This is a genomic window from Desulfitobacterium elongatum, from assembly GCF_055378975.1.
This window is the reverse complement of record NZ_AP038772.1, coordinates 2,628,827-2,641,791: the sequence shown is the minus strand read 5'-3', so window position 1 is coordinate 2,641,791 and position 12,965 is coordinate 2,628,827. Positions and strand designations below refer to the sequence as shown.

At 40.9% G+C, this 12,965-nt stretch carries 9 protein-coding genes; 8 read left to right on the top strand and 1 reads right to left on the bottom strand.

The genetic code is table 11. The features are described 5' to 3' along the window. The first annotated feature begins 5 nt into the window (after window positions 1–5). The 5 genes from ACZ42W_RS12360 (at window position 6) to ACZ42W_RS12340 (ending at window position 6,036) form a co-directional block, all read left to right on the top strand. Complete coding sequence (locus tag ACZ42W_RS12360; protein ID WP_464165652.1) at window positions 6–947, top strand: 3-hydroxyacyl-CoA dehydrogenase family protein; 942 nt, start codon at window positions 6–8, stop codon at window positions 945–947. Window positions 948–1,191: 244 nt separating this feature from the next. Then, entirely contained in the window at window positions 1,192–2,169 is a 978-nt protein-coding gene (locus tag ACZ42W_RS12355; protein WP_464165651.1) for a GntP family permease, read from the top strand. Beyond that, on the top strand, window positions 2,115–2,504 hold the full coding sequence (locus tag ACZ42W_RS12350) for a hypothetical protein (RefSeq protein WP_464171155.1): 390 nt from the start codon (window positions 2,115–2,117) through the stop codon (window positions 2,502–2,504). The genes ACZ42W_RS12355 and ACZ42W_RS12350 overlap by 55 nt, the downstream gene beginning before the upstream one ends. Before the next feature lie 296 nt (window positions 2,505–2,800). After that, window positions 2,801–4,633 (top strand): acyl-CoA dehydrogenase, encoded by a 1,833-nt coding sequence (locus ACZ42W_RS12345; protein ID WP_464165650.1) that lies wholly within the window; start codon window positions 2,801–2,803, stop codon window positions 4,631–4,633. Window positions 4,634–4,749: 116 nt separating this feature from the next. Further along, window positions 4,750–6,036, top strand: coding sequence for a CoA transferase (locus tag ACZ42W_RS12340; protein WP_464165649.1), 1,287 nt, complete (start codon window positions 4,750–4,752; stop codon window positions 6,034–6,036). Window positions 6,037–6,107: 71 nt separating this feature from the next. Here the strand turns inward: ACZ42W_RS12340 and ACZ42W_RS12335 are convergent, their stop codons facing one another. Continuing rightward, on the bottom strand, window positions 6,108–8,156 hold the full coding sequence (locus ACZ42W_RS12335; protein WP_464165648.1) for a sigma-54-dependent Fis family transcriptional regulator: 2,049 nt from the start codon (window positions 8,154–8,156) through the stop codon (window positions 6,108–6,110). Window positions 8,157–8,695: 539 nt separating this feature from the next. Between ACZ42W_RS12335 and ACZ42W_RS12330 the strand changes: the two genes are divergently transcribed. The 3 genes from ACZ42W_RS12330 (at window position 8,696) to ACZ42W_RS12320 (ending at window position 12,963) form a co-directional block, all read left to right on the top strand. Then, on the top strand, window positions 8,696–9,982 hold the full coding sequence (locus ACZ42W_RS12330) for a CoA transferase (protein WP_464165647.1): 1,287 nt from the start codon (window positions 8,696–8,698) through the stop codon (window positions 9,980–9,982). A gap of 245 nt (window positions 9,983–10,227) precedes the next feature. Next, window positions 10,228–10,464 (top strand): double zinc ribbon domain-containing protein, encoded by a 237-nt coding sequence (locus ACZ42W_RS12325; RefSeq protein ID WP_464165646.1) that lies wholly within the window; start codon window positions 10,228–10,230, stop codon window positions 10,462–10,464. Between the two features lie 129 nt (window positions 10,465–10,593). Then, window positions 10,594–12,963, top strand: coding sequence for a molybdopterin-dependent oxidoreductase (locus ACZ42W_RS12320; protein WP_464165645.1), 2,370 nt, complete (start codon window positions 10,594–10,596; stop codon window positions 12,961–12,963). The last annotated feature ends 2 nt before the right edge of the window (window positions 12,964–12,965 follow it).

Here is a 12,965-nt window from a genome sequence, read left to right as displayed (position 1 = left end):
TGTATATGTTTGAGAACTGGAAGATATTAGTTGTGGGAGCTGGCCTTATGGGGAGTGGCATTGCACAATTATATGCCTGTAATGGGTTTCAGGTCACTCTTTTTGATAAATTCCCTGAACAACTCGACCGAGCAAAAAAAGCGATTAGTAATAACATGGATAACCTGATAAAGGAAGGCTTAGCAAACCAGACCGAAGCCGACAGAACTAAGACATTAATCACCTATGAAACTGAATTAGAAAAATGTGCACCCCAGGCTAACCTAGTATTGGAAAGTATTTTCGAAAATGCTGATGCGAAAAGAGAAATTTTCGAACAACTTGATAAACTATGTGCTCCTGATTGCCTTTTCTGCAGTAATACCTCGGCCTCAAACATATTTGAAATTGCACCTGTGTCACATCCTGAACGCCTGATAATTAGCCACTTCTTTAACCCACCGTTTATTATGGACCTAGTAGAGGTAGTAATGGGTCCGAAGACTTCAGACGAAACACTTGATAAAGTAAAAGCACTACTTATCCAGTTAGGCAAAGCGCCGGCTGTACTTAAACAATACATTCCAGGCTTTATTGTTAACCGAATAGCGACAGCTATTACCCGAGAAGCTGGTTATATGGTAACTGAAGGTTGGACTACAGCGCAAGATATTGATAGTGCTATAAGAAATACGAGTGGCATTCGCTACGCTTTTGAAGGTCCTATGGCGTTATATGACATTGTGGGCTGGGATTTGACAACGTCTGTATCAGTAGGTGTTCATAAATCACTATGTAATGATACCGAAATTGGGAATTCTCTGGGTAAAGAATTAGTTGCCAAAGGTGAACTTGGCTTGAAATCAGGTAAAGGTGTATACGATTATTCAGGTGTAAACCCACAGCAGTTTATGAATGAAAGGGCAGCCAAGATTATCAAAATGGTAAAAGCTATTAAAGAGCTTTAAATTTTTGAGGTGCACTTGCCTACATGGTTCCCTCTTTTCCCTAAATGGGAAATGCGAACATTAGTTAAAGAACGAGCACTCTATCCAAATAATTGTTAATCGTCTTTTGGTAACGCGTAAGTAAGTCAGAAGCTAATAGTTTACGGTGCAGAACTGCGGTCTCCATTGAAGAGTAATATTCAAAATAACCCCTTTTTTCATACTCTTAGCGAATAGAAAAAAATAAATTTGGAGGTGGACATTTATGAGTTGGTTAGCTCCACTAGGTGTTCTTTTAGGTATTGTAATATTGATATTCTTGGCATGGAAAGGTTTCAACATCGTAGTAATTGCTCCATTTGCCGCAGTCCTGATTATCTTAACCAATGGTATGGAGTTCCAATCAGCATTTTTTGCAGGTAAATCCGCCTATTTAACCGCAGTCGGGGGATTTATTACATCTTATCTACCGATATTTATCCTGGGAGCTTTGTTAGGTAAATATTTAGAAGATAGTAAAGCAACGGTGAGTATTGCTAATGCCATTTTTAAATTAGTAGGTAAAGATAGCCCGATGAAAGTATTGTTAGCAATATCAATCATTGCCGCAGTATTGACTTATGGCGGAATTAGCTTATTTATTGTTATCTTTACTGTAGTTGCACTTTGCAGACCAATCTTTAAGGAATTAAACTTACCTTGGCGCCTCGTAATGGTACCGATGATTTACGGTGGTACTACCTTTACCATGACTATGGTGCCAGGAGTGCCCTCCATTCAGAATGTTATTCCTACACAACTGGGTACAACCCTAACTGCTGCACCTTTAATGAGTATTGTTATTACTCTTATTTCAATGACATGGGGATATTTCATGATGAAATATGAGTTGAAACGAATGGTTGCTACAGGTGAGACTTATTCAGAGAGTGGTCAAGTGATTGATCTCGGTGACACATCTAAAGTACCCCCAATCTTTTTGGCCATACTGCCAATGTTAGCCCTAATTGTTATCATTTTCGTCGGTAGTGCGATGAAAATTCCTAATCTTATCGTCCCGGCACTACTTATAGCGGTTGTTTTAGCTGCAGTGTGTCTTAATAAGTATATACCTAATCAACTTAAGACACTCAATGCGGGAGCTACAAATTCTTTACTACCCATTATTTTTACTGCGCAGCGGCAGGTGTGGGAGCCGTTGTATTTGCATCTCCTGGCTTTAAAGTATTACAAGTTGGTATGAGTGCAGTGCCTGGTGGCGCCTTAACCCAGATACCCCTCATAACCGGATTCATTTCAATGGTTACCGCTTCAGCATCAGGCGCGTTGGGAATTGTTATTCCTACATTTGGTAAAGCTTGGATCGCTGCTGGCATTGCCCCTGAGGCAGTTCATCGAATTTCAGCCTTAAGTTCTGCTGTTTTTTCAGCTATGCCACATAGCGGCTTCTTATTCTCTTGCATGGCTGTATTTGGTGTAAAACATAAGGACGTTTATCGCCAAATGTTTCTTTTTGGATTTAGCGGTGGTTTCATTTGTTTAATTGTCGCATTGATTATGGCGGCTACTATTTATTAAAAAAAACGGAGTCAAAGGAACTTCTATTCTGGACAAAAGTGCAAGATTCTAACTGTTCAGCGTTAAAGTTCTTGATAAAGATTACTCTAAGGTAGACTTGACATGGGACTTTACGTCGGATGCATTAAGGGGTAGAGGATGAAGCTCGGGAGCTTCCGACGTCCCCATGCCAAGTCTTACTACGGAGTACGAAAATACGTGTGACACAATTCTAACAACGGCTCGCCCACGCCGTAATAATAAGATGGGCAATGTTAAAAAGTAACAGAGAATATTATTTAGCAGGGGGAATAGACATGGCAGGTAAAACTTTTTTATATGATATGCGTGAACTGAAATTTGTGCTTAAAGAATGGTTGGATATGGAGAAACTCTTATCTTTACCTAGCTACAGTGAGTATTATAGTGTCGATGAGATTGATCCTATTATCGACACGACTTATAAAATTTGCCGAGATGAAATTGCACCAGTCAATGATGACTCGGATAGAATTGGTGTTCACTTTGTGGATGGCAAAGTAATTACCCCCGATTCATTTAAGAAAGCTTTCGCAACCATCAATGCTGCTGGTCTAGGGGCTTCAAATGCGGATCGTGAAGCTGAAGGACATCTGCCTTATACCTTAATTCAGTCCAACTATGAAATGCTTACCCATGCGTGTACAGCTTTTACGGGTTATTGGGGCCTTACTTCTGGAGCTATATCGCTTATTCAGCAGCACGGTAGTGATTTCCTTAAAGAAAAGTTCTTGCCCAAGATGTGCGATGGTAAGTGGGCAGGTACAATGAACTTGACAGAGCCAGGTGCAGGTTCTGATGTTGGTGCGAATGTCACCAAAGCTTTTCCTACTGATGAACCGGGCATTTATAAAATTAAGGGTAACAAGATATTTATTACAGCGGGAGATCATGATATTTGTGAAAACTTTATTCATTTGGTTTTGGCGCGTACTGAGAATGCCCGCCCAGGTACTGCTGGATTATCACTGTTTATAGTCCCGAAATTCTGGGTGAATGATGATGGTAGTCTTGGTGAATTTAATGATGTAATTACTACAGGTATTGAAGAAAAAATGGGTCAACACGGCTCACCAACCTGCTCTTTGAGCTATGGTGAAAATGATTCCTGCCGCGGATATATTATTGGTGATGCCCCGGATGCCAGCGGCAAAGGCCAAGGAATAGCGCAAATGTTTGTAATGATGAATGAAGAACGTTTGAACACTGGGGTCCAAGGGCTGGCGGCAGCGTCTCTAGCTTATAACTTGGCCCGCGAATATTCTAAATTAAGAGTACAAGGTACCAAGTTTACGGACCCCAAAGGACCAAAAGTCCGAATCATTGAACATGAAGATATTCGCCGTATGCTGATGCTGCAAAAATCTACTGTAGAAGCTATTCGGGCCTTGATTCTTAAGAGCTGCTATTATCTGGATCTATCCCATGATAGTGAGGATCCAGCTGAACGTGAATTTGCGGATGGTATGTTCCAAATTTGCAACCCGATGTGCAAAGCCTTTGCTACAGATATGGCTTGGCCGCTTATTGCTGATGCTATCCAGGTTCACGGCGGATATGGTTATGTCTCGGAATACCAGGTCGAGCAAGTAGCACGTGACGTTAAAGTTTCTTCGATTTGGGAAGGAACGAACTTTATTCAGTCCCTGGATCTGGTAGGCCGTAAATTTACTATGGGCAAGGGCCGTGTATTTAAGAATTGGCTAGATGATATCAGCACTTTTATTGAAGTAAATAAGAATGAAGCAGGCTTCGAACAAGAATTTAAGATTTTGATAGATGCCTTTGAAGATTATAATGCGATTATCACACAGTTACAAAAATATAATCAAGAGGGCAAAGTTCAAATGATGCCGCTATTTTCCACCCGTATTCTCCATGCTTCCTCGAAACTATACTGTGCAAGATTGATACTAGACCAAGGATTATTAGCTAATAAGAAGTTACAAGAATTAGGTCAGGATCACTTCGATGCTAAGTTCTATAAAGGAAAAATCGCGAGTGCCCGCTTCTTCACCAAGAACGTCTTACCTGAGATAGCTGTAACACGTAAAGTATTTGAGATTGGTGATACCACCGCTATAGATATTGATGAAGATAGTCTAGGTTAAGATTAATTCATCACACATAATTTATCATCAAGAAATTTTAAAAATTTACGCAGGCGACCACTGAAGTTAATCAGTGTTCGCCTCTGTAGATAATAACATTTAGGGGGAATTGATTAATGAACCGATGGGAAACAATCGAACACAAACCCGCACCGTTTTTTGCTCCTGCTTTTGGACCTTTAAGTGGAATTCGGGTCTTACTCAACGGAACAGTAGTAGCTGCACCCTTTTCAGCCACTATGTTGAGCGACTTTGGGGCCGAAGTTATTGCATTGGAAAGACCTAAGATGAAAGGAGATCCTGCTAGGCATCAGAAACCTCAAATCGTCGAAGGAGATAAATCAATTAGCGGTGCCTGGATGCAGAATGCAAGGAACAAACTGAGCTTTTCGTTCGAGACTAATCTGAATATTCCTGAATCAAAAGAGATATTTCTTTCTCTAATTAAAAATACTGATGTATGGATTGAAAACATGGTTTGGATTGATAAGCTGGGCATCACTGATGAGATGTTACTGGAAGTCAATCCTAAATTAATCATCTGCCACATCAATGGTTATGGGACCCCTAAATTTGGTGGTGATCAAAGACAAATGAACAGACCTTCATATGACCCATTAGGACAGTCGGAGTCTGGCTGGGCCTTACTGCAAGGTTGGCCTGATCGTGAACCTTACTATGCCCAACAGTATGTAGGCGATTATTTGGTTGCATTGTTTGCGGTTAACGGTATTTTAATGTCCTACTTAAATGTCCAAAAGACTGGTAAGGGTCAGATTATTGATACCAGCCTAGTTGAAGGTTGGATGAGGGTAATGGATGACAACTTTACACTCTGGACACAGAGTGGTATTCTGAAGCACAGACAGGGCATAAAGCAAAAAAATTACCAGCCTGGTGGTGTCTTCCCAACTAAAGACGGAAAATATGTTAATTTAGGCTCCTATGGTGCAACGGCTTACTATAAAGTTCTGAAGGGCTTTGGGATAGACGCCGAGAAGTTCGAATACGAAAAAGCAGGCGGTAATGCTGAAGCAGTAGCTAGCCCGCTTGGACAAGAGTTGGATGCAACTTTTGCGAAATTTTTTATGGAACATACTGCCCAGGAAGCTGTAGATATATGCATTGATAATAAAATCGGTGCCGCTGTGGTAAGAAGCGCTGAAGACGCTTATAACGACCCACACTGGCATATGAGAGGCGACTGGATAAAATATACGGATCAAACTCTTAACAAGGAAATTGAAGCGTTTGGTATTGTACCCAAACTGTCAGAGACTCCAGGAAAAGTATGGCGTGGTGCTCCTTCACTAGGGCAGGACACCGAAAAGATTCTCACTGATCTACTGGGCTATAGTGCCAGTGAAATCGAAGCTTTAAAAGGTAAAGGTGTTATCGACTAAACGATGAAATACTATACCCCCAACGATAGAATGTAACCTATCGTTGGGGGTATTTATATGACCACATTTTATTATTCCCAAATTTCATATTCCTTTATTTTTCTATATAGTGTGGACTTACTAAGACCCAAAACTTTTGCCGCACCACGAATATGATTATTGCTTTCATCAAGAGCTTTTTTTATTGCCATCTTTTCAATATCTTTCATGGAAAGGTTATTTTCCGCCACACTGTCATCAGCTAATAATTCTACTTGAAGATGATCTTTGGCTGAGTTAGGAGTAGGGTGATAATTTAGAATTTCTTCAGGAAGGTTTTCAGGACGAATAATACCTTCATTACTCATGCATACAGCATAGGAAATAGCATTTTGCAACTGCCGTACATTTCCAGGCCAATTGTACTGTAATAAAATGTATTTAGCCGCATTGCTTAAAACAGGTTCAGTTAAACACTGTACTCGGGAATAAGTACTGATAAAGTGCTCAATTAGTTGAAAAATATCTGAACCTCTTTCCCTCAAGGGGGGAATACCCAATCTAAAGGCTGATATACGATAGTACAGATCCTCACGGAATTGATTTTTCTCCACTAGATCTAATAGATTCTTATTAGTAGCCGTAATCAATCTGAAATCCACAGGAATGTAGCGGCTACCCCCCACGTGCATTATCATTTTATCTTCGAGTACTCTTAGTAGTACCGACTGTAATTCTAGAGGCATATCGCCAATTTCATCTAGAAATAGCGTTCCCCCATTGGCTAGCTCAATCTTCCCCGGCTTGCCTTCACGTTCGGCTCCCGTGAAAGCTCCCCCTTCGTAGCCAAATAATTCACTTTCAATTAAACTACTAGGAATTGCCGCACAGTTTACCGCAATATATGGACCAGCAGGTCGACTTTCAAAATGAATCGCCTGGGCATATACGTCTTTTCCAGTACCACTTTCCCCTTGGATAAGTATATTGGTATTAAAATGGGCAAATTTTTTAGCCATACTCATCAACTTCATCGATTGCGGGGATGTGCCAACTATATTGTCAAATCTAAATTTAATTACAGATCCATGAGCTGATTTCCCAATCTTCTTTGTTTGATCTGTTTCTCTAATGTTCAATATACAACCCACGTTTTTACCATCATAATTTTTAACTGGCTGTATAGAAGAGAGAAATAAATTCTTTTTCCACTTTTTAAAGTACATATCAATATTAAAAAGTGGATTTCCTGATTCTAACACAGACTTAATTAAAGGCAGATCACCAAGTATTTCTTCGATATGTGACCCTATTAAGTTTTTTCCCAAAGATTCAAATATTCTAAGAGCAACAGTATTTGAACCAGTGATCTTACCGTGCTCATCAGTAAATATCATGGCATCATTTGTCGTTGCTAATGCAGCGTTAAACAACTCGTTTTTTACTGACAGCTGAAATTCCTTTTGTATGGCTAGAGCCATCGTAACAGCCAAGCCTAGTGTTTGCGAATTTTGATTATGCAAATTTGGACTGGCGATTGTAAGAGTTCCCTCTAGTTTACCGTTTACATCAAAAATTGGAGCAGAAGAGCATGAGATTTTTTCAAAAATATGGGAAAAATGTTCGAGCCCACAGAGTTGGATTGGACTTCTCAATAGGATACACATACCATGTGAACAGGTTCCTATCGTTTCTTCCGTCCAAATCGTACCTGGGACAAGTCGAAATCCATTTTTCCCTAGAGCTTGCACAATGCTAAGAATTACTCCCTTTTCATCACTTAGAAAAATATAACACTCTACATTGGATAACATTTTTTCTAAGTGACAGATGTATGGATTTGCCGCTTGAATTAAAAATTCCTTTTCCTTGAGACGCTCTTCAAATAAATGTAGGTCCATGATTGGAGGGAAATTATACTTAAAAGGATCAAGACCATTTTCACACGACCTAATCCATGACTCAACAATTTCTGGTCGAACTAAATCGACCTGTGATGGTTTTATACGCTTTTCAATTACATCAAGTTTTTGCTTTTTGATTCTTTCCATTAGTATTTTGTCATTTTCATTAATGGCATAAGTACTGATATCTTTTATATTCGTTATGATTGGACTCAGCAAATGTTCCAAAGATTGCACAGAACTCCTCCTCATGGTTTAATTTTAAACCATTTTTCACCAAACCAAAGGAAAAACTCAAATAAAACTTGCCTAGTCCATCTGGTATTCGAGGCAAGTATAAAAGAGGTTCATATGATTACAGTTATTTTCGCTTGAATTCAATCTATAGATAAATTATACCAAAGAATTGGTTCTTATGCGAATGTATTTGGTCGTTGCGCTATATATTTTTATCTAAATTTTCGCTCACCGGAAGAAATATATGCATATATCTAAGAACTATTCAACTTACTAGTTTTCTAACCCATTCCGAGTGAGTAACAAAGACCTACAACAAATTCCCTCCGGCTTAGAAAACCAATATGGGACATGATTATTTCACAATTAAGGATTGATGTCCCTTGGCCTTAAATAGAAGCAAAAATATGTGGATATTACCTTCTGGCACGGTAATTGCAATATTACTTTATTATAGAGCCAGAGTTTCTTCATAAATAGGCTGTTTGAAAACTTGAATGAATTATTATCCGTGAAAAACAAAGGAGGCATGGAAATACTTGGAAAGATGGGAAACAATTGAACGCAAACCTACGCCCCTTTTTGCTCCAACCTTTGGACCCCTATCAGGAATGAGAGTGTTACTAAACGGAACAGAAGTAGCAGCGCCTTTTACGGCCACGATGTTAGGCGACTTAGGGGCTGAGATTATTGCCCTTGAAAGGCCAAAGGTGGGCGGCGATTCTGCTCGTTATCAGAAACCTCAGATAGTAGAAGGAGATAAGTCTATTAGTTGCGCCTGGGCTCAGAATGCCAGGAACAAGCTGAGTTTTTCCTTGGAGACTAACCTGAATATTCCAGAATCGAAAGAGATATTTCTATCCCTCATCAAGAACGTAGATGTTTGGATCGAAAACATGGTTTGGCTTGATAAGTTGGGTCTCACTGATGAAATGTTGCTTGAAGTCAATCCTAAAATAACTATTGCTCACATAAGCGGTTTCGGTACACCACAATTCGGTGGTCTTGAAAAAGAAATGGATAGACCTTCGTATGACACTATTGGGCAGTCTGAGTCAGGCTTTGCCCTACTTCAAGGGTTTCCTGATCGTGAACCTACGTATGCCAGTCAATTTGTAGGTGATTATATCGTCGCCTTGATGGCATTTGGCAGTATTTTGGCGGCTTACTTAAATGTTCAAAAGACAGGCATAGGCCAGATCGTTGAGACTACCCTCGGCGAGGCTTGGATGAGGGTCCTTCATGACAACTATTCGGCATGGTGTAATTTAGGATATCTTAAGAATAGATTTGGTGTTCATATTTCGACCTTTCAGCCTGGCGGTGTCTTTGAGAGTAAAGATGGAAGGTATGTTAATTTAGGCTCATTTGGTGTAGGGGCTTACTATAAAGTCTTAAGGGCCTTTGATATAGACCCGGTTAAGTACTCCTACGAAAATGCGGGAGGCTCTACTGACGCGATTCAAAGTCCACTCGGACGTGAGCTACATGAAAAGTTCAAACAGTTTTTCAAAGAACATACTGCTCAGGAAGCCTTGGATATTTGTATGGTTAATAAGATTGGTCTTGGTATCGTAAAGACCGTTGAGGAGGCGTATAACGATCCGCACTGGCACCTGAGAGAAGATTTTGTCAAGTATACTGATGAAACGACGGGTAAGGAAGTTGAAGCCTTTGGTGTACATCCCAAATTTTCAGAGACTCCTGGAAAGGTATGGCGTGGTGCTCCAGCTCTGGGACAGGACACAGAGATAATCCTTAGCCAACTACTCGGATATAGTGATAGCGAAATTGAAGCTTTTAAAGGAAAGGGTGTTATTGACTAAACGCCGTATATCAATATGGGACACGTTTATTTCACAATCACCGCTTTATGTCCCAGGATATTTAAAGCCCCTGGAAAAATGGGAATTTAACTGTTTGGCATGATAATTGCAATAGTAATTGTATATAAAGCCAACAGTGCCCAACAGAGCTAATTCTCTCTGTCGGGATTGAATATGCCTAATTCATTTATGGCAATAGGATTATGTTGGATGATTAAGCAATAATGAAAGGAGTGAATAAGAACATGTGCTTTAGACCACCAGAAGCGACTTTGGCGGCCCCAAAAAAGTGTCCTGAATGTGGGGCAAGAAACCCAGGTAAGAATAAAACCTGTAAAAAGTGTGGTATAGCCCTGCCTGAAGCAACGATAGCCTGCGTAGAATGCGGCGATCAGCAGCCCGAGAGCAATAAAGTATGTAGTAATTGTGGCTTTAACGGAAAACCCGGCTCAGGTGACCCGGCGAAGCGTAAGCAGTCTTAGGCAATAGCAAAAGTATTTTTATCTGTCTGTAGGTAGTATTGCTTTCAGGAAGTGGTACTACCTGCAATAACGGCAGATCAAAATATGAAGTTATAAAATAGACTATTTTTTAAGGAGGGAAACAACAAAATGTCTTCAAAAGAATGGCAGTATCAAGAAGGTGAATACACTGTAACCCGCTCTACGCACTGGTCAGGGCCGGGCTGTCATGATGGGTGTGGCCTTCGGTATTACACGAAAGATGGCAAACTGGTAAAGGTCGAGGGGGATTTAGATAACCCTTATAATATGGGCAGACTGTGTATGCGTTGCCTAAATCAGGTTGAAGCATACAATAGTCCTCAACGTCTAAAATGGCCTTTAAAGCGTGTAGGTGAACGTGGGGAAAATAAATGGGAACGTATAAGTTGGGATGAAGCCTACGATATCATTGTTGATAAAGTAAGATATATCCAAAAAGAATTTGGCGCAGAAACAATTGTCGGTATGGAAGGTACGGGTAGAAATATCATCTGGCAGGTACCTTATCTAACTTATGCGGCATTTGGTAGTCCGAACTATGTACTGGGATTTTTGAGTGGTGACTCTTGTTACCTGCCCAGAGCTGCTCAGCAGGCTGTTATGAATAGTGATTTCTTCGTTTGCGACTGTGCGCAACATATGGAAGACCGTTATGACAACCCCGAGTTTAAGAATCCGGAAGTGATTATGATCTGGGGTAATAATCCCATCATCACTAATGGAGATGGCTTTTTTGGACACTGGATTGTTGACGAGATGAGAATGGGAGCTAAACTCATCGTTGTTGACCCCCGTCTGACGTGGCTGGCAGCAAGGGCAGATTATTGGCTTCAGTTAAGACCCGGAACCGACTGTGCGCTGGCAATGGGAATGCTAAACGTCATCATTAATGAAGATCTTTATGATCATGACTTTGTTGAAAATTGGTGCTCAGGATTTGAAGAATTGGAAGAACGCGTTCAGGAATATCCCACGGACAAGGTTGCTGAGATTACCTGGGTGCCCAAGGAAATCATCGAAGCTGCAGCACGTCGTTATGCGACAGCTAAACCGGCAGCTATCCAGTGGGGATTGGCCATAGACCAGCAAGTAACCGGTATTGCAACTGCCCAGGCTGTCAATAGCTTGTGGGCAATAACTGGAAATACGGATGTCCCAGGGGGAAACGTCATTTCCAAGAGCGGATACAATGTTGATGATGGCTATAGCTGCGGTTACGGCTGGCTTACTAAGGAAATGCAGGATAAGCGCTTTGGAAATGAAAATAATCCTCTTAAAAAGTATGGATTGGCTTCTACCGCCCATGGCGATTCAGTCCTCACGGCTATTGAAAATGGTGGTCATCCTTACCCAGTGAAGATGTTATGGTTACAAACCACTAATCCCATTGCTAATATGGCATCTGAGGCACCCCGCATTTATAATGCTATGAAAAGTGTGGAATTTAATGTAGTCGTTGATCTCTTTATGACTCCGACTGCAGTTGCCTGTGCAGATATCGTCCTACCTGCAGGTATGAGTGCGGAACGTGACAGCTTCAGAGCATGGTTTTCACCTCTGCGTGCTATTACCAAGATTGTTGACTATGAGGAATGTAAATCGGACGAGCAGATTGTTCTTGATCTTGGTAAACGTCTGCACCCTGAAGCGTTCCCCTGGGAAACCGTGCCAGATTGGATGAACTGGAAAATGGGCAATGACAAAGAGAAATATCCAGACGCCTTAAAGATTGAATGGTCCGCAGAAGGTAAAAAGTTCCGTGAAAGAGGTAATACTCAAGGTCTTACTTATACGGAACTTAAGGAAAAGGTTTATATTTACCCCAAATGGGAGTATAAAAAATATGAGAAAGGCCTTCTTCGTAGGGATAGACAGCCTGGGTTCAATACTGCTGATGGTAAGGTTCAATTGTATATTGATCTGTTTGATGCATTTGACGTTGATCCGCTACCGGCTCATATTGAACCACCAGAAAGTCCATATTCAACACCTGATCTGTATAAAGAGTATCCATTAATTCTGACTTCAGGTGCACGTTCATGGGAATTCTTCCACTCTGAGCATCGGCAGCAGCCGACAATGAGAATGTTCCATCCCCAGCCATTAGTCGAAATTCATCCTGATACTGCTCAGAAACTTGGCATTAATGATGGAGAGTGGGTATGGATTGAAAGCAAGCGTGGAAGATGCAAACAAATCGCCAAATTTAAGGATACCATTGATCCCAGAGTCGTAAGCGCTGAGCATGGTTGGTGGTTCCCGGAAAAAGAGGCTGCAGAACCCAGCTTGTTCGGAGTATTTGATTCCAATATTAACAACGTGACCTCCCAATGCCAGAATGGGCCCACCGGTTATGGAGCTCCCAATAAAAACTTGCTTTGTCGGATCTATAAAATGACAGAGGAAAATAGTAAAGTAATGCCTGGTGAACAAGTCACCAGGAGAGGAGGATGGGAATATGTCAGAGCTACTCTCTAAAG

Excerpts from the sequence above, each read along its gene's own strand:
- ACZ42W_RS12320 (WP_464165645.1), top strand. The coding sequence starts at position 10,594 with ATGTCTTCAAAAGAATGGCAGTATCAAGAAGGTGAATACACTGTAACC.
- ACZ42W_RS12360 (WP_464165652.1), top strand. The coding sequence starts at position 6 with ATGTTTGAGAACTGGAAGATATTAGTTGTGGGAGCTGGCCTTATGGGG.
- ACZ42W_RS12325 (WP_464165646.1), top strand. The coding sequence starts at position 10,228 with ATGTGCTTTAGACCACCAGAAGCGACTTTGGCGGCCCCAAAAAAGTGT.
- ACZ42W_RS12345 (WP_464165650.1), top strand. The coding sequence starts at position 2,801 with ATGGCAGGTAAAACTTTTTTATATGATATGCGTGAACTGAAATTTGTG.
- ACZ42W_RS12355 (WP_464165651.1), top strand. The coding sequence starts at position 1,192 with ATGAGTTGGTTAGCTCCACTAGGTGTTCTTTTAGGTATTGTAATATTG.
- ACZ42W_RS12340 (WP_464165649.1), top strand. The coding sequence starts at position 4,750 with ATGAACCGATGGGAAACAATCGAACACAAACCCGCACCGTTTTTTGCT.